The sequence below is a fragment of the Streptomyces sp. NPDC060031 genome, from assembly GCF_042736805.1.
GTDB lineage: Bacteria > Actinomycetota > Actinomycetes > Streptomycetales > Streptomycetaceae > Streptomyces.
Genome location: NZ_JBHWVM010000039.1, coordinates 24015 through 40242 on the forward strand (window position 1 = coordinate 24015; position 16228 = coordinate 40242).

Here is a 16228-nt window from a genome sequence, read left to right on the forward strand (position 1 = left end):
CTTCCGCTGTTCGGCTCTTCCGCCCGTGGTCGCGCCCGTGGTCCCTCAGCGGTCTCCGATGAGGGCGAACGCGAATGCCAGGCGCCGGTCGACCCAGTCCGCCTTGACCGTGACCTTCTTGCTGCTCTCCGAGACCATCACGACCTCGTCGCCGGCCCGCCACTCCAGCGTGCGCGGCTTGGTCCGGGTGTCGCCGCCCTCCGCCCCCAGGCTGGTGACCGCGTTGAGGGCTTCGGTGAGGCCCTTGTCGACCATGCGGTACGTGAAGGCCTTCGCGTCCCCGCTCGCCCACTCGTTGCGACCCACGACCGTGGGGTGGCCGGGCTGGTCGATGCGCCACGTGTGCCGGAAGGGCCGGCTGCGGGGCGGGACGCGTCGCAGGGTGCCGATGAGCTGCCCCTGCCCGTCGTGGACGTCGTGATGGCGTTCGCCGTCGACCTCCCGGCCGCCCCGGTCGATGAGGCAGAGCACGCGCAGGCAGTCGGCGTCCTCGTAAAGGGCGTAGTCCTCCTCCACGTGGCCGACGTAGGCGCACGGCGCGAAGACCCGGTAGTCCTTCCCGTTCTTGGGCACCCGAACGGCGAGCGGACCGAAGGCGGCCTTCTTGCGCTTGGCGGTCACGGGGCGCTCGGTGTTGCCGACGACGAAGTCCCGTACGCGCTGCCAGCCGACGGGTACGACGGGCGGTTCCTCGACGGGCTCTTTCTTCCCGAACACCACGATGCCATGCCTCCAAGTGCCGTGATCGGCCCCGCAATTATGCGGGGACGCCGATGGCCGCGGCGAGGGCGGTCAGGAACGCCGTACGGTCGCGGGTCGCGATGAGCAGGGGCTCGCCGCGGCGGCCGGCGAGGGTGACGGTGTCCATCCCCGCCGGAACCCCCCAGGCGCCGCCGACGAGCCGGGGGCGGCCCTGGTCCTTCGCACGCAGGCCGCGGACCGGGACGTCGACGGCGGACAGCGAAGCGGCGTACCGCTCGGCCGCGGTGAGGGGAACCTCCGCGCGGGCGGCCCGGACGGATGCCGGGTCGAGATCGCCGAGCGGGATCAGCTCCCGGCCCACGCGCAGGGTGCCCTGCGCCGGGTCGATGCGGATGCGGTGGTAGACGAACTTGGAGATCGGCACGCCGAGGCACGGGACGAGGACCAGCAGGAAGAGAGCCGAGAGGACGAGCCAGGTACCGGTGTCCTGCGGGATGGTGTCGATGCCCATGTAGCCGATACCGGCGAGGTAGAGGCCGATGCATATCGCAGACCAGGTCTTGGGCAGCTTTTCGATGTACATGCGAGAGCTTTCAGGTGTCGAGGGCGTCGCGCCTCGTGTCCGGCGGAGGAGGAGAGGCTGGAGCGAACTGACGGGCGGGCAGCGCGCCTAGCGGTCTCCTGGGTGAGGGAGGAGGCCGGGGCCCGCGTAGGCGCAGGGGACGAAGACGCGCTGGTCATCGGCGCCCACCGGCACCCGTACGGCTCGCGGGCCGGTCGCCGCCCGTTTCCGCTCGATGGTCAGCGGGCGCTCGGTGTCTCCGAAGACCAAGGTGCGGACCAGCTCCCGGGCGACTTGCTCCACCGGAGGTTCCTCCGCCGGACGGTTCCTGCCCCTGCCGAACACCACCACTGTCGCCTCCCCGGCCGTCGCGCACTCCACCCTAGCCGCGCGCCCGTTTCGCCAAAGGAACGGATTGAGCGCTTCCGCCCGGCGGTTGAGTACGCGTACTCATTCCCGGGCCGCTGTGTCCTGCGAGGATGGATGCGCCTTGAGGTGGCTATGTGCTACTGCTACCGTGCGATCAACTTGCTTTGTTTGTGGTTCGGTCGGGTCGTCGGTAGCCAGGTTCTTGCCGAGAATGACCGACTTTGTCTGTCGCAGTGCACGGGGGAGCAGCAGCGTGAAGGTCCAGGAACGTGCGGGCGCGGCGAACCACAGGGGTTCCGGGGCCGCTCAGGGCGTCGGTGAGCGGCTGCCTTCGGCGGGGCGTGAACGCAAGCCCGCGCTGGCCGCGTTGGCGGTTCTGCTCATCCTCGTCGGCGCACTCGGTGCCACCGTGCTCGTCCTGCGGGCCGGTGACCGGATCGAGGTCGTCCGGATCTCGGCCGACGTCCCCGCCGGCAAGTCCGTGACCGATGCCGCGATGATGTCCGTGATGGTGGCCGAGGACCCGGCCGTCAACTACGTCAGGTGGGAGCAGCGCGAGGCGCTGACGAAGCTCCAGGCCAAGACCACCCTGGTCAAGGGCACCATCGCGATCGGCGAGATGTTCTCCGAGGGCAAGGGCCTTCAGGACGGCAAGGCTTACGTCGGCCTCTCCCTCAAGGAGGGCCAGTACCCGGCCGGCCTCAAGGTCGGCGACCACGTCTCCGCCTACCGCGTGGGCTCGGACAGCGCCAAGCCCACCGGCAGCAGCTCGGGCGCCGGCGCCGACGCCAACACGCTGCTCGTACGTGACGCCCGGGTCAATGACGTCATCGCCGGCGACGGCAAGACGATCGGCAGCGGAAACCTGCCCGTCACCGTCATGGTCGCCGCCGGCGAGATCGCGCCACTGACCCAGGCGGCCGCGGCCGGCCAGGTCGCCCTGGTGCTGATCCCGTCCAGCTCCGGCTGATTCACGAGCGCACAGGAAGCAGAAGACATGGCGCTCATCGCACTTGCCGCCGACAAGGGGTCACCCGGTGTGACCACCACGGCCGTTGCACTGTCGGCCGTCTGGCCGCGGCGCACGCTCCTCGCGGAGGCCGACCCCGCCGGCGGGGACCTCGTCTACCGGGGCTCGGCGAGTCACGGCGGACCGCTCAACCCCAACACCGGCATGCTGTCGATCGCCGCGACCGCCCGTCGCGGCCTGGCCCCCGACCAGCTCTGGGACCATGCCCAGACGCTGTCCGGCGGCCTTGACGTGCTCGTCGGGCTCGGTTCGTCCGAGCAGTCCGCCGGTCTCGTCGGCCAGTGGCCGCTGCTCGGCCGCGCCTTCGCGGCGCTCGCCGAGTCCCCGCACGCGCCCGCCGACGTCATCGCCGACTGCGGGCGGATCGGCGGCGACGGGCCCGCGCTGGAGCTGTTCGCCCACGCCAGCCTCGTCCTGCTGGTGGCCCGTACGCAGCCGGAGAGCATCGCCCGGGTGCGGGACCGGGCGCTCGCCCTCTCCGCACGCCTGCACGGATCCCAGCGCGGCGCCATGCAACTGGCCACCCCGCTGCTGGGGGTGCTGCTGGTGGCCGACCCCAAGGACTCGGCGAGGGTGGCCAAGCAGGTCAACGACATGCTGATGGCCTCGCACGCCGGTGTCCGTGTGATGGGCACCCTCGCGTACGACCCGCAGGGCGCCGAGCAGTTGGCCGGGCGCCGGCGGGGCCGGCTGGACAAGTCCCTGCTGGTCCGGTCCGCGCGGAAGATCACCTTCGACCTCCACCAGCAGTACGGCGCCGCCTGGGCCGGCCCCACCGCGCCCGCCGGACCCGCTCAGGGCATGGCCCGGTGAGCGCCGTCGACCACCAGCTCGTCAAGCGGTTCCGGCAGGAAGCCGGCGACCGGATCGCCGAACAGCGCCGTGTGGACCAGCTGTCGGGCCTCATGCAGATGTCGGGCGAGGACGAGCGCCAGTACGCCCGCGCCGTCATCGCCCAGATACTCGAGGAGTACGCGCGCGGCGAGATCAACGCCGGCCGTACTCCCTTCGACGCCGAGACCGAGGAGCAGTTCGCGGCCGCCGTGCACGCCGCGCTCTTCGGGGTCGGCCGCCTGCAGCCCCTGCTCGACGACCCCGAGGTCGAGAACATCGACATCAACGGCTGCGACCAGGTGTTCGTCGGGTACGCGAACGGCAACGAGGTCCGGGCCGACCCGGTGGCCGAGACCGACGAGGAGCTCATCGAGCTGATCCAGGTGCTCGGCGCCTACTCCGGCCTCTCCTCCCGCCCCTTCGACTCCGCCAACCCGCAGCTCGACCTGCGCCTGCCCGACGGCTCCCGTCTGTCGGCGGTCATGGACGTGACGCGGCGGCCGTCGCTGTCGATCCGCCGGGCCCGCATGGGCAAGGTCTTCATGTCGGACATGGTGGGCAACGGCACGCTCACCCCGGAGCTCGGCAACTTCCTGTCGTGCGCGGTCCGGGCCCGCAAGAACATCATGATCGCGGGGGCGACCAACGCGGGCAAGACCACGCTGCTGCGCGCGCTCGCCAACGAGATCCCCCCAACGGAACGCCTGATCACGGTCGAACGGGCGCTGGAGCTGGGACTCGACCAGTTCCCGGAGCTGCACCCGAACGTCGTGGCCTTCGAGGAGCGGCTGCCCAACTCCGAGGGCCAGGGCGCCATCATGATGTCGGAGCTGGTCCGCAGGTCGCTGCGCATGAACCCGTCCCGGGTCATCGTGGGCGAGGTGCTCGGCGACGAGATCGTCACCATGCTCAACGCGATGTCCCAGGGCAACGACGGCTCGCTCTCGACGATCCACGCCAACAGCTCCAGCGAGGTGTTCAGCCGCATCTCGACCTACGCGCTCCAGGCCGCGGAACGGCTGCCCATCGAGGCCAGCCAGATGCTGGTCGCCGGTGCCATCAACTTCGTCGTCTTCGTCGAGCGCCGCAACGCCTTCCAGAGCGGCGGCAGGCTCCGCCGCGTCGTCACCTCCGTACGCGAGGTGAACGGCGTCGACGGCCGCGTGCTGTCCAGCGAGGTCTTCGCGGAGACCTCCGACGGCCGGGTCGTCCCGCACGCCCCGGTCTCCTGCATCGAGGAGCTCGTTCCCTACGGCTACCGCCCCAGCGGATCCTGGGGGTGAGGCGGACATGAACGGCATCACCTCCATGGGCGGGCTCTTCTCGCTGCCGGTCCTGTACGCGCTGCTGTGCGGCCTGGTCCTCGGCGGCGGGCTCGCCCTGCTCACGGCCGCGATCAGCGGCCTGCCGGTCAAGCCCGAGCACGAGAAGGCCGACGCCCGGGACCGCCTCGCCGACCTGGCCCGGTTCGCCGGGCGCCGCGGTTCCATCGCCGTCGGCGCCGCCCTGGTGACCCTGCTGCTGACCCGCTGGGCGGTGGCCGGCATCGCCACCGGCCTGCTCGTGTTCACCTGGGACCGCCTCTTCGGCGGCGCCGCCGAAGAGCGTTCCGCGATGCGCCGCGTCGAGGCGCTGGCCGCCTGGACCGAGTCCCTGCGCGACACCATCGCCGGTGCGGTCGGCCTGGAGCAGGCGATCCCCGCGTCGGCGCGTGCCGCGGCCCCGGCCCTGCGGCCCCATCTGGAGACGCTGGTCGACCGGCTGCGGGCCCGTATGCCGCTGCCGGACGCGCTCCAACTGCTCGCCGACGAGATCGACGACGCCTCCGCCGACATCATCGTGGCCGCACTGATCCTGAACGCGCGGCTGCGCGGGCCGGGTCTGCGCCAAGTGCTCGGCGCGCTCGCCAAGTCCGCCCGCGAGGAGGTCGACATGCGCCAGCGCGTCATGGCCCAGCGGTCCAGCACCCGGCGCAGCGTGCAGATCGTCGTCGGCGTCAGCGTCGCCTTCGTCCTCGGCCTGTCGATCTTCAACCGGGAGTTCGTCTCCCCGTACGGCACACCGCTCGGCCAGCTGGTCCTGGGACTCGTGTGCGCCCTGTTCGCGCTGGGCTTCTGGTGGCTGCGCAAGCTGTCCACCATCGAGACGCCCGAGCGCTTCCTGGTCCGCGACGCACAGCCCGTGCGGTTCGCGCAGCCCCCGTCGGAACGTGAGGAGGTCGGTCCGAGGTGAACATCACCCTTCCCGTCGTGATCGGGGCGGTCCTCGGTCTCGGCATCTTCGCTCTGGTACGGGCCCTGGTGCCGTCGAAGCGCGGTGCGGTGGCGACCGTGGCCCGGATCGACGCCATGCGGGCGCGCGGCGCCCTGTACGAGTCGCCCTCGCGCCAGCCCCGGCAGGACGAGGAGTCGGGGCGGCTGGCGCCGCTGCGGGCCGGCATCGGCGCCCGGATCGCGGCTTTCTACGTTGAGCAGGGCTGGGAACAGCGGTCCCTGCGGGCCGACCTGAACGTGCTGGAGCGCAGCTGGGAGAGCTTCCTGGCGACGAAGATCCTGCTGGGCGCGGTGGGCCTGGTCTTCGGGCCGTTCCTCTTCGCGATCGTCGCGACCATCGGGATCGGCAGCGGGCCGGTCGTCCCCGTCTGGATGGCGCTGGGCTGCGCGGCCCTCTTCTTCTTCCTCCCGGACCTGGAGGTACGACGGGACGCGGCGGACAAGCGCCGCGACCTGAGGCGCGTCATCGGGGCCTACCTCGACCTGGTCGCGATGAACCTGGCGGGCGGCCGCGGCCTGCCCGAGGCGCTGATGGCCGCCGCCGAGGTCAGCGACGGCTGGGCGCTGCGGCGGATCCGCAACACCCTGGCGGACGCCCGGATCACCGGCACCAGCCAGTGGCAGGCGCTCGGCATGCTCGGCGAGGAGCTGGGCGTGGAGGAGCTGAAGGACCTGGCGAGTGCGCTCGGACTCGTCGCGGAGGACGGCGCGAAGGTACGGGAGTCCCTGGCCTCCCGTGCCGAAACGATGCGGCACCGGGAGATGGCCGAGATCGAGGGCAGCGCCGGCGAGAAGTCGCAGTCGATGCTCATCGCCCAGCTCCTGCTCTGCGCCGGCTTCCTGGTCTTCCTGATCTTCCCGGCGGCAGTGCGCGTCTTCCAGGGCGCCTGACCGACCCGGACCCGACCCTCTTCCGTCATCCCCCCATTTCCCGAGAGGACCCCACACTCATGAACGGCATCCGCAACAGCCACCCCGCGGTCGATTTCCTGGTCGTCTTCCTCCAGGGCCGGGTGCAGCGCGCCCGCTCGGGCGAACTGGACCGCGGCGCCTCGGCCGTCGAATGGGTGATCATCTCGGCCGTCGTCGTGGCGATCGTCGGCGTCGTCGCGGCGATCATCAACTCCGCGCTCAGCACGGGGGCCAAGAAGGTCGGCGACTGCATCGCCGGCGCCGACGCATCCAGCACCTGCAAGAAGTAGCCCTTCCCCCGTGACCGATGCCGTGATCCGCCGGGCAGCCGCGCTGCGCGGCTCCGTACGCCGCAGGGCGGAGGCCGCCTCCGCCCGCGGTGACTCCGGCATGACCGCGATCGAGTTCGTCTTCCTCACACCGCTGCTCTTCTTCATGATCTTCGCGGCGGTGCAGTTCGCCATGTACTCCTTCGCGGACCAGGTGGCCCAGGCCGCGGCCCAGGCGGGCGCGCGCGAGGCGCGGGCCACGGCGGACGCCAACCCCGCCGGCTGGCGGGGCAAGGCGCGGGAATCGGTGGACAGTTACATCCAGCAGCTCGGGCCGCAGCTGGTCCTCGGGACCGAGGTGGTCATCGACCAGCCCGCGCCGAACACGGTGCGCGTCGAGGTCACGGCCCACGCGCCGAGCATCGTGCCGGGGCTCCACCTGACCATCCACGCGCAGTCGAGCGGGCCGGTCGAGCGCTTCGTACGGGAAGGGGGGTGACGGCCCGGTGAGTCACCGCAGAGCCGACGACCGGGGGATCTCCACCATCGAGGTGGTCATCATCGCCCCCGTCTTCTTCCTCTTCGTCCTGGTCCTCGTCGCCTTCGGCCAGCTCGCCCAGGGCCGCGGCGCGGTCGACGGCGCCGCGCGCGACGCCGCCCGGGCCGGCTCCGTCCAGAAGAACGGGGACGTCGCGATGGCCGAGGCGATCAAGGCCGCGCAGGCGGACCTGAGCGATGTGTGCTCGGGTCCGGTAACGGTGCTCAAGACCAGCCAGGGCTTCGAGCCCGGCCGGTTCTTCACGGTCGAGGTCAGCTGTGAGATCCGCGGCCTGCGCATGCTCGGCCTCGACGTCCCCACCAGGATCAGCGGCACCGCCACCTCGTCGCTCGACCCCTACCGGAGGGCGGCGTGAAAGGCATGACGGACCTGGACGACCGCGGGTCCGGCGCCGGCGCCCTGATCATCTTCAGCCTGCTCTTCCTGGCGCTGGCCGCCTTCGTGGTCGACGGCGGCATGGCGATCTCCCAGCGGGAGCGGGCCGCCGACATCGCGGAACAGGCCGCCCGGTTCGCGGCGCAGGACATCGACAGGGCCGCCCTGTACGCGGGTTCGGGCGAGGCTCCCATCAACTTCCAGAACTGTGACGCCCGGGTCCACCTCTTCGCCCAGGAGGCGAGGATGTCGCTGCCGGACATCGCGGCGTCCGGCTGCGTCTCGGCCAACGCCCGGCGGGTCCAAGTCGAGATCCGGCTCACCTACCGGCCGGTGCTGGGTCTGTACCACAGTGGACCCGTCACGGTACGAGGCAGAGCGGTGGCCGAGTCCGTGACCGGATAGACCGGATAGACCGGATAGCCCCGCCCCGAACCGCCTCGCCCCACCGCCCTCTCCACACAGGAAGCCGCCATGGCACGCACAACCTCCCGTACGAGCGCCGCAATCCGACCACGGCGGACCTTCGGCGACTTCGCCAAGGCGTTCCTCGCGTTCCTCGCCCTGGCGGTGCTCGTCCTCGGCGTACCGGTGGCGCTCGCGTCGCAGGTCGGGTGGCCGCTGCCGGACGAGGCGCCCTCGCTGGACCTGCTGCGGGAGCCCATCACGGTCAACACGTTCATCGACGTGCTGACCGTGATCGTCTGGCTGGCGTGGGCGCAGTTCACCGCCTGCGTCCTCGTCGAGGTCAAGGCCGCCGTCTCCGGCTTCGGCATGCCGACGCGCGTCCCCGGCGCCGGGGCGAGCCAGGCCCTGGCCCGGCAACTGGTCGCGGCCCTGCTCCTGGTGACGGCCGGCGCGGCGAGCTTCGCCCCCGGCCTGTCGCAGGTCGGCCAGTCCCTGGCCGACCAGCACCACCCGGGAGTGTCGGCGTCCGCCCAGCAGACCCCGGGGCAGCAGGCGCAGCAAGCGGCTCGGGAACGGGCGGCGGAGCAGGCCGAGAGCGCACGGCAGGCGGCCGAACAGGCCCGCCAGGACGGGACGAAGTTCTACCGGATCAACCCTCCCGAGGGCCGCCACCACGACTCGCTGTGGGAGATCGCCGAGCGGCACCTGGGTGACGGCCGGCGCTACTCGGAGATCTACGAGCTCAACAAGGACCGGGTGCAGCCGGACGGCGAGCAGCTCTCGAAGGCCAGTCTGATCCGGCCCGGCTGGATCATGGAGATGCCCGCGGACGCGTTCGGCGGCGACCTCGTGGAGATGCCGGACGAGGCGCCGAAGGTGTCCGAGAAGGTGCGCGGGCAGATCACGGAGTACGCGAAGACCGGCGATCACGCGCAGGACGGGCAGGCCGCGCCCGAGGCGCGCAACGAGGCGCGCAACGAGGCGCGCAACGACGGGCACGAAAAGGGCGCGGCCGCTTCCACGGGCGCCCTGGACACCGACACCACGCAGATCGTCCTCCCCCGGGACTGGGCCGCGCGGCACACGTCCCCGGCCGCCGACGGTTCCGGATCCGGGGCCGCGTCCGGGGCGCACGCGACGGCCGCGGACAGCTCCTCCACGGGCCTGCCCGAGGCGCTCCTCGCCTCGCCGCTGCTGGCCGCCGGCCTGCTGGCCGCGCTCGGCCGGCGCCGCCGTACCGCTCTGTGGCAGTCCGCCATGCGCGGCGTCACCGGCGGCGGCGGCACGCCGCCGCCCGTGCCCACCGGCGACGCGGCCGACGTGCAGGACGCGCTGCTCGTCGGCGCCGACCCCGACGCCGTACGCCGTCTCGACCGCGCCCTGCGCGGCCTGTCCCAGGCGCTCACCACCGCCTCCCGTCCGCTGCCGACCGTGTACGCGGCCTGGCTGACCGCCGGCGAGGTCCACCTCCAGCTCGACCAGCCCCACGCCAACCCGCCGGCTCCCTGGCGCCACGGCGAGGACCCGGCGTTCTGGTCCCTGGACGGGGCCGCCGCCGAGGCCTACGGGGACATCGACACCGCCGCCCCGTACCCCGGTCTGGTCAGCCTCGGCACGCTGGGCGACTCCCGGCTGCTGCTCAACCTCGAATCCGTGCCCGGGCTGGTCTCCCTGACGGGCGCGGCGCAGGACCGCGCCGCGGTCATGTCCTCGATCGCCGCCGAACTGGCCACCAACGGCTGGTCGGACCGGATGACGATCACACTGGTCGGCTTCGGCGAGGAGCTGAGCGCCCTGTCGCCCTCCCGGCTGCGCCACCTCGACGGGGTCGACGACATGCTCCAGGTCATGGAGGCCGAGACCCGGCAGCGCTCGGGCGCCCTCGGCGTCGCGGGCCACGACTCGGTACTCACCGGCCGGACCGGCCCCGTACGCGACAACCGCTGGGCCCCGCACCTCGTGCTGATCGCCGCTGAGCCCGACGAGGAGCAGGCGCAGAAGCTGGCCGCCCTCGCCGCGGGCGCGGGCCGCCTCGGCCTCGGCTACCTCGTCGGCACGGGTGCGAAGGACCTCCAGAGCTCCGCCTGGGAGCTGGAGATCACCGCCGACGGCAGGCTGCTCGCGCCGCTGCTGGGACTCGAACTCACGGCGCAGCTGCTGCCCCGGGCCCAGCACGAGGCGGTGGTGCGGCTCTTCAACGACGCCGCCCCGGACGACGACAGGCCCGTGCCCCCCGGAGCCCGCCCGTTCCTCGTCGACATCACAGAGCGCGGCCGGCCGGCCGTCTACGCCCGGCTCGTCGGCCCGTACGAGCTCATCGGCCTCGACGACCCCGACAGCGGGCACAGCGTGCTCATGCGCGAGGCGCTCGCCCTGCTCCTGCTCCACCGCGAGGGGGTCAACCCGCGCGTGCTCGCCGCCGCGCTGTGGCCGCGCGGCGTGACCGACGACGTCCGGGACGCGCTCGTCGAGCGGCTGCGCGAGTGGCTCGGCACCGAGGAGGACGGCGCGGGCCGCCTGAGCGCGGACGCCGCCGGACGTCTCGTCCTGGCCCCGTCCGTGGTGTCCGATCTGGACGTGCTGCGCTCGCTGCACCACGAGGCGACGCAGGGCCGCGGGGCGCGGGACGCCGCCGTACGGGAGCGGCTGCTCGGCGATGCGCTCGGGCTCGTCCGCGGTCCGCTCCTCGCGGACCGGCCCGAGGGGCGCTACCAGTGGCTCGGCCACGAGATCATCGACGCGCAGCTGCCGCTGCTCGTCGCCGACGTGGCCCTCGCCCTCTCGGCGCACCACCTCGGACTGGAGCAGGCCGAGAAGGCCATCTCGGCCGTCACCGTCGCACTGTCCTCGTCGCCCGACGACGAGCGGCTGTGGAACGAACTGCTGCGCGCGACCCACGCCACCGGCGACGAGGCCCGGATGTCCGCGCTCGGGGCCTCCCTCGCCGCCCGCGGCCGCGAACACGGGCGCGGCCTGCCGCCGCGCACCGAGGCCCTGCTCGACCACCTGTGGCCGGCCTGGCGCGGCAGCGCGGCGGCGGGCTGACGATGGCCCTCGCGTTCCTCGTCGCCGCGGCCGCGCTCTGGGGCGCCGGCTGGGGCCTGCTCGTACCGCGTGCCGTCTACCGGCTCGCCGTCGAACGGGACGACGCGTGGCGTACGGGTTGCCCGGCCGGGCACCCGCTGACGGGACCGGCCCGGGGCTGGCTGGGCCGCGCGCTCTGCGTGCCCTGCGGCGGCGCAGCCGCCGGGGCCTACCGGCCCGCGCTGCTGCCCGTACTCCTGACCGCGTCGGCCTGCGGGGCGCTCGCCGCGGCCGTCGGGGGCCGGCCCGAACTGTTCGTGTGGCTGGCCCTCGCGCCGTTCGGTGTCGTACTGGCCCTCGTCGACGCGGCCGTGTTCCGGCTGCCCGACGTGCTGACGCTGCCGCTCGCCGCGCTGACGGCGGCGGGCCTGGGCCTGGCCGCGCTGTCCTGCGGGGCGGCGGGCTCCTGGCGGACGGCCCTGCTGGGCGCGCCGGCCCTCGGCGGCTGCTACCTGGTCCTCTTCCTGATCAGCCCCCGCGGCATGGGCTTCGGAGACGTCAAGCTGGCGCTCACCCTCGGCCAGGTCCTGGGCTGGTACGGCTGGCCCGTCCTCTTCCTCGGGACCTTCGCGGCCTTCCTCGCGGGAGCGGTCCACGGACTGGTCCTGATACTGCTGCGCCGCGCGGGCCGCAGCACCGCGATGCCCTTCGGCCCCTTCATGCTCGCCGGGGCGCTGGCCGCGGTCGTGTACGGCGGTCTCGGCTGAAGCGCGATCTCCAGGGGTGTCCCGGAAGCCGTCGCCACCCTGGCGTAGGCTGGCTCGGTCCGGACCTCTTGACACACCGCCGAAAGGTGACGCACCGGTGACCGACCAGGCCGCTCTCCAGTCTGTCCTCGACCGCGCCGCCGCAGGGGGCCGGATCTCCAAGGAAGAGGCGCTCGACCTCTACCGCCACGCGCCGCTGCACGCCCTCGGCAAGGCCGCCGACGAGGCGCGCCGCCGCCGTTACGCGGGTACCGAGCACATCGCGACGTACATCATCGAGCGGAACATCAACTACACCAACGTGTGTGTGACGGCGTGCAAGTTCTGCGCCTTCTACGCGGCCCCGAAGGACACCAAGAAGGGCTGGTCCCGGGACCTCGACGACATCCTGCGCCGCTGCGCGGAGACCGTGGAGCTGGGCGGCACGCAGATCATGTTCCAGGGCGGGCACCACCCGGACTACGGCGTCGAGTACTACGAGCACCACTTCGGTGCCATCAAGAAGGCCTTCCCGCAGCTGGTCATCCACTCCCTCGGCGCGTCCGAGGTCGAGCACATGGCCCGCATCTCCGGCGTCTCGGCGGAGGAGGCCATCAAGCGGATCCACGCCGCCGGCCTCGACTCCTTCGCGGGCGCGGGCGCCGAACTGCTGCCGGAGCGGCCGCGCAAGGCGATCGCCCCGCTCAAGGAGTCCGGCGAGCGCTGGCTGGAGATCATGGAGATCGCCCACGCGCTGGGCGTGGAGTCCACCTCCACCATGCTGATGGGCACCGGCGAGACCAACGCCGAGCGCATCGAACACATCGCGATGATCCGTGACACGCAGGACCGCACGGGCGGCTTCCGCGCGTTCATCCCGTACACGTACCAGCCCGAGAACAACCGCCTCAAGGGCCGGACCCAGGCGACGGTCTTCGAGTACCTGCGCATGATCGCGATCGCGCGGCTCTTCCTCGACAACATCGCCCACATCCAGGGCTCCTGGCTCACCGTCGGCAAGGAGGCGGGCCAGCTCTCCCTGCACTACGGCGCGGACGACCTCGGCTCGATCATGCTGGAGGAGAACGTCGTCTCCTCGGCCGGGGCCAGGCACCGCTCCAACCGCCAGGAGATCATCGACCTGATCCGCAAGGCGGGCCGCACCCCGGCGCAGCGCGCCACGACGTACGAGCACCTCCTCGTGCACGACGACCCGGCGAACGACCCGGTCGACGACCGCGTGGTCTCGCACATCTCCTCCACCGCCATCGAAGGCGGCACCGCACACCCCGAGCTGAAGCTCATCTCCACGAACTGACGCCTGCGAGCCCGCTGCCGATGCTGACGCTCCACACCGCCGAACTCCTCGTCCCCGGGCCGGGGTCCGCACCCCTGCCCGGCGGCGCCGTCCTCGTCGAGGGCGACCGGATCGCCCGCGTGGGCCCGTACGAGGAGCTGGGCGCGGCCTGCCCGCACGCCCGGGTCCGCCGCTGGCCCGGGGTGCTCACCCCGGGGCTGCTGGCGCGCGGCGCCGACGCGCTGCTGGAGCGGACGTACTACCCCGACGACCCGTACGAGATCACCGAGCTCGGCGCCGGACCCGTCACCGGGGCCGCGGCGCTGGCCGACCTCAAGATGACCGAGGCCCGCTGGGGCAACAGCGCCCGGCGCGGCACGCAGAAGCTGCTGGCGCGCGGGGTGGTGGCGGTGTCCGGCCGGTTCACCGTCCCGGCGGTGCGGACCGCGGTGGTGCGGTCCGGGCTGACGATCCTGCCGCCCGCGGGTGACGAAGGCGCGCCGTCCCCGGACCCTCTCCCAGACTTCGTCCGGGGGGACCCCCGTGCCGGGCGGGAGTCGCTGGAGCGGGCCTTCCACGGGGTGCTGGAGCCCGGCGCCCCGGCCCGGTTCGCGGCCTTCGCGGTGGCGGGCCCGGACGAACTGCTGGAGCAGGGGCCGACCACCTGTGTGGCCACGGTCATCGGGGGACGGCTGCTGCACCGCCGCCGCTGAGCGCGAGCGCGGCGAGCAGGCAGGCCTGGAGACGGCTGATCCCGCCCAGCTTGGTCCGTATGTTGTGCACGTGGAACTTGACCGTGCTGACGGACAGTTGCAGCTCGGCGGCCAGCTCCGCGTTCGAGGCGCCGGTGGCCAGGCACAGGAACACGGCCGACTCCTGCTCCGTCAGCTGGGCGTGCGGAGCTGCCGGGGCGTCGTACGACGGGAACCAGGCGGGGACACTGAAGCTGACGACGCGCACGGTTCCCACTCCTCGCCCCCGGCGGGACCGGCCGCCCGGCCCCATCCCATCCTGTCCTGTTCTAGGGGACGCGAGGACCGGACAGGTAGGTTCCGTTCCCGTCGAACGGCCAGGCGTTGGCCGTGCAGCCGAGCAGCCCCTTGATCTGCTGCATCATCGCGGGCGCCGGCTTGCCCGGGCCCGGGCAGGTCTCGTGCTCGTGGCCGAGCTCGTGCCCGACCTCGTGGTTGACGATCAGCGCCCGGTACTCCTCCACCGTGCCGCCGAACTGCGGTGATCCCTCCTGCCAGCGCTTGAGGTTGACCACCACCGTGTGGCCGGCGCGGCAGTTGGTCTCGCCCTTCAGCTCCGGAGTGACCACCTCGCACAGCAGGTCGGTGGTCGTCGGCGTCGCGATCTTCACGGTGAAGTCCACCGGCTGGCCGGCCCCGGCGAGCTGGAAGCCGTACGCCGGGTCGTGGATCCAGCCGCGCGGATCCCCGAGGATCGCCTCCACGGCCCGGGCGGCGGTGTCCGGGGCGACCCCGCTGCCCTCCTCGACCTCCAGCCGCCAGCGGCGCACCGGGCCCTTGCCCTGGGGCAGACCGGCCAGGGAGGAGGCGGCGAAGCCCCCGGGGGCGGGTGCGGAGGCGGGCGGCGGGGCACTGGCGGACGCGGAGGCCGACGGGGAGGGCGAGGGGGAGTGCTTGCCGGTGGCCGCCCGGGGCGTCTTCGAGGACGTGGCCGAGGCGGAAGGCGCGGGCCGCTCCGCCGGGCCGGCCTGGTCGCCGGGGGAGCCCTGCGCGCGACGGTCGGCGACGGTGGCGACCTCGTCGCCCGGGGCCATCGCGTACGCCGTCGCCGAGACGGCGACGAGCACGGCGGCCGAGCCGAGGAGGAGGGTACGGCGCAGCCGCCTGCGGCGCTCGGCCGCGCGGCGGCCCGCGCGGGTGGCGACGGTGCGGCGGGGTCGACCGGTGGAATGGCCTGCCGGCATGCGTGAAGCCCTTTGCTCGTGGCGGCCGCCACGGAGGGGCCGGTGGTGGGGCCCTCGCTCCGGCGGGTGACCGTCACCGGGCCGCGCGGGCCCAGTCAACCGGGGGGCGCCACGTTCCGTAACTGTCCTCCGGGCCAGTTCCACTCCCGGGGCTCCGCCCCGGGGGTGGGGGCGCGCCCGTACCTGAGAGGATGGGGTGGTACCAGCCGATCCGTACACCGAGGGGCCAACGCCAGTGACCCGCGCTTCCCTGGACAAGCAGCCGCACGAAGTCGCCTCCATGTTCGACGGCGTGGCCGCGAACTACGACCTCACCAACGACGTCCTCTCCCTCGGCCAGGCCCGCCTCTGGCGCAAGGAGGTCGCCAAGGCGGTCGCCGCCCGCCCCGGGCACACCGTGCTCGACCTCGCCGCCGGCACCGCCACCTCCTCGCTGCCGTTCGCCGCGACCGGCGCGTACGTCGTCCCGTGCGACTTCTCCCTCGGAATGCTGCGGGAGGGCAAGAAGCGCAACCCCTGGCTTCCGCTCACCGCGGGCGACGCGACGAAGCTGCCGTTCAAGGACGGCGTCTTCGACACCGTCACCATCTCCTTCGGCCTGCGCAACGTCCAGGACACCGACGCCGCCCTGCGCGAGCTGTACCGGGTGACCAAGCCCGGCGGCCAGGTCGTCATCTGCGAGTTCTCGCAGCCCACCTGGGCGCCCTTGCGGACCGTGTACACCGAGTACCTGATGCGCGCCCTGCCGCCGGTGGCCCGCGCGGTGTCGTCCAACCCCGACGCGTACGTCTACCTCGCCGAGTCCATCCGCGAGTGGCCCGACCAGCCCGCGCTGGCCGCGCTGCTGCAGAAGGCCGGCTGGGGCAAGGTCGCCTGGCGCAACCTGAGCGGCGGCATCGTCGCGCTGCACCGCGGCACCAAGCAGTAGGCCC

The 16228-nt window shown here is 72.8% G+C and carries 19 protein-coding genes; 14 read left to right on the top strand and 5 right to left on the bottom strand.

Annotated features, from left to right (window positions below; translation table 11 throughout):
- Positions 1–45: 45 nt before the first annotated feature.
- The 3 genes from ACFWB8_RS19110 to ACFWB8_RS19120 form a co-directional block, all read right to left on the bottom strand.
- On the bottom strand, positions 46–717 hold the full coding sequence (locus ACFWB8_RS19110) for a hypothetical protein (RefSeq protein ID WP_385227910.1): 672 nt from the start codon (positions 715–717) through the stop codon (positions 46–48).
- Positions 718–757: 40 nt separating this feature from the next.
- Complete coding sequence (locus ACFWB8_RS19115) at positions 758–1285, bottom strand: hypothetical protein (protein ID WP_385227913.1); 528 nt, start codon at positions 1283–1285, stop codon at positions 758–760.
- Positions 1286–1372: 87 nt separating this feature from the next.
- Positions 1373–1567: a hypothetical protein gene (locus tag ACFWB8_RS19120; RefSeq protein WP_385227915.1), complete on the bottom strand. Its 195-nt coding sequence runs from the start codon at positions 1565–1567 to the stop codon at positions 1373–1375.
- A 319-nt stretch (positions 1568–1886) separates the two neighbouring features.
- Here ACFWB8_RS19120 and ACFWB8_RS19125 point away from each other — a divergent pair, with 319 nt between their 5' ends.
- From ACFWB8_RS19125 to ACFWB8_RS19185, 13 genes are all read left to right on the top strand, one after another.
- Complete coding sequence (locus ACFWB8_RS19125; protein ID WP_385227918.1) at positions 1887–2603, top strand: hypothetical protein; 717 nt, start codon at positions 1887–1889, stop codon at positions 2601–2603.
- Positions 2604–2630: 27 nt separating this feature from the next.
- Entirely contained in the window at positions 2631–3476 is an 846-nt protein-coding gene (locus ACFWB8_RS19130) for a hypothetical protein (protein WP_385227921.1), read from the top strand.
- Positions 3473–4780: a CpaF family protein gene (locus tag ACFWB8_RS19135; RefSeq protein ID WP_385227924.1), complete on the top strand. Its 1308-nt coding sequence runs from the start codon at positions 3473–3475 to the stop codon at positions 4778–4780. The genes ACFWB8_RS19130 and ACFWB8_RS19135 overlap by 4 nt, the downstream gene beginning before the upstream one ends.
- Before the next feature lie 7 nt (positions 4781–4787).
- Positions 4788–5729, top strand: coding sequence for a type II secretion system F family protein (locus ACFWB8_RS19140; protein WP_385227927.1), 942 nt, complete (start codon positions 4788–4790; stop codon positions 5727–5729).
- Positions 5726–6661 carry a type II secretion system F family protein gene (locus tag ACFWB8_RS19145; RefSeq protein WP_385227930.1) on the top strand — a complete coding sequence of 312 codons (936 nt, stop codon included), beginning with the start codon at positions 5726–5728 and terminating at the stop codon, positions 6659–6661. Before ACFWB8_RS19140 ends, ACFWB8_RS19145 begins: the two co-directional genes overlap by 4 nt.
- A gap of 59 nt (positions 6662–6720) precedes the next feature.
- The gene (locus ACFWB8_RS19150) at positions 6721–6972 is read left to right on the top strand and encodes a hypothetical protein (RefSeq protein ID WP_385227933.1); all 252 of its coding nucleotides are present in this window, start codon (positions 6721–6723) and stop codon (positions 6970–6972) included.
- A gap of 100 nt (positions 6973–7072) precedes the next feature.
- Positions 7073–7450: a TadE family protein gene (locus tag ACFWB8_RS19155; RefSeq protein ID WP_385228021.1), complete on the top strand. Its 378-nt coding sequence runs from the start codon at positions 7073–7075 to the stop codon at positions 7448–7450.
- Between the two features lie 7 nt (positions 7451–7457).
- Positions 7458–7865 (top strand): TadE/TadG family type IV pilus assembly protein, encoded by a 408-nt coding sequence (locus ACFWB8_RS19160; RefSeq protein WP_385227936.1) that lies wholly within the window; start codon positions 7458–7460, stop codon positions 7863–7865.
- Between the two features lie 5 nt (positions 7866–7870).
- Positions 7871–8290 (top strand): pilus assembly protein TadG-related protein, encoded by a 420-nt coding sequence (locus ACFWB8_RS19165; RefSeq protein WP_385228024.1) that lies wholly within the window; start codon positions 7871–7873, stop codon positions 8288–8290.
- A 69-nt stretch (positions 8291–8359) separates the two neighbouring features.
- Positions 8360–11338: a BTAD domain-containing putative transcriptional regulator gene (locus ACFWB8_RS19170; protein WP_385227939.1), complete on the top strand. Its 2979-nt coding sequence runs from the start codon at positions 8360–8362 to the stop codon at positions 11336–11338.
- Between the two features lie 2 nt (positions 11339–11340).
- Positions 11341–12084, top strand: a complete 744-nt coding sequence (locus ACFWB8_RS19175) for a prepilin peptidase (RefSeq protein WP_385228027.1) — start codon at positions 11341–11343, stop codon at positions 12082–12084.
- A 97-nt stretch (positions 12085–12181) separates the two neighbouring features.
- Positions 12182–13381, top strand: coding sequence for a cyclic dehypoxanthinyl futalosine synthase (gene mqnC / locus ACFWB8_RS19180; RefSeq protein ID WP_385227942.1), 1200 nt, complete (start codon positions 12182–12184; stop codon positions 13379–13381).
- Positions 13382–13401: 20 nt separating this feature from the next.
- A complete protein-coding gene (locus ACFWB8_RS19185) occupies positions 13402–14073 on the top strand; it encodes a hypothetical protein (RefSeq protein WP_385227945.1) in 672 nt (223 codons plus the stop codon).
- Here the strand turns inward: ACFWB8_RS19185 and ACFWB8_RS19190 are convergent.
- The gene (locus ACFWB8_RS19190) at positions 14039–14320 is read right to left on the bottom strand and encodes a response regulator transcription factor (protein ID WP_385227948.1); all 282 of its coding nucleotides are present in this window, start codon (positions 14318–14320) and stop codon (positions 14039–14041) included. The two genes, ACFWB8_RS19185 and ACFWB8_RS19190, sit on opposite strands and share 35 nt — an antisense overlap.
- A 61-nt stretch (positions 14321–14381) precedes the next feature.
- Complete coding sequence (locus ACFWB8_RS19195) at positions 14382–15296, bottom strand: DUF3152 domain-containing protein (protein WP_385227951.1); 915 nt, start codon at positions 15294–15296, stop codon at positions 14382–14384.
- A 235-nt stretch (positions 15297–15531) separates the two neighbouring features.
- On the opposite strand from ACFWB8_RS19195, the gene ACFWB8_RS19200 reads away from it, so the two are divergent.
- Positions 15532–16224: a demethylmenaquinone methyltransferase gene (locus ACFWB8_RS19200; RefSeq protein ID WP_385227954.1), complete on the top strand. Its 693-nt coding sequence runs from the start codon at positions 15532–15534 to the stop codon at positions 16222–16224.
- Positions 16225–16228 lie beyond the last annotated feature (4 nt).

What these genes read in the sequence shown, in the direction of transcription:
- ACFWB8_RS19115 (WP_385227913.1), bottom strand. Translation starts at nt 1,285, where the DNA reads ATGTACATCGAAAAGCTGCCCAAGACCTGGTCTGCGATATGCATCGGC.
- ACFWB8_RS19130 (WP_385227921.1), top strand. Translation starts at nt 2,631, where the DNA reads ATGGCGCTCATCGCACTTGCCGCCGACAAGGGGTCACCCGGTGTGACC.
- ACFWB8_RS19140 (WP_385227927.1), top strand. Translation starts at nt 4,788, where the DNA reads ATGAACGGCATCACCTCCATGGGCGGGCTCTTCTCGCTGCCGGTCCTG.
- ACFWB8_RS19150 (WP_385227933.1), top strand. Translation starts at nt 6,721, where the DNA reads ATGAACGGCATCCGCAACAGCCACCCCGCGGTCGATTTCCTGGTCGTC.
- ACFWB8_RS19155 (WP_385228021.1), top strand. Translation starts at nt 7,073, where the DNA reads ATGACCGCGATCGAGTTCGTCTTCCTCACACCGCTGCTCTTCTTCATG.
- ACFWB8_RS19165 (WP_385228024.1), top strand. Translation starts at nt 7,871, where the DNA reads ATGACGGACCTGGACGACCGCGGGTCCGGCGCCGGCGCCCTGATCATC.
- ACFWB8_RS19170 (WP_385227939.1), top strand. Translation starts at nt 8,360, where the DNA reads ATGGCACGCACAACCTCCCGTACGAGCGCCGCAATCCGACCACGGCGG.
- ACFWB8_RS19175 (WP_385228027.1), top strand. Translation starts at nt 11,341, where the DNA reads ATGGCCCTCGCGTTCCTCGTCGCCGCGGCCGCGCTCTGGGGCGCCGGC.
- ACFWB8_RS19185 (WP_385227945.1), top strand. Translation starts at nt 13,402, where the DNA reads ATGCTGACGCTCCACACCGCCGAACTCCTCGTCCCCGGGCCGGGGTCC.
- ACFWB8_RS19195 (WP_385227951.1), bottom strand. Translation starts at nt 15,296, where the DNA reads ATGCCGGCAGGCCATTCCACCGGTCGACCCCGCCGCACCGTCGCCACC.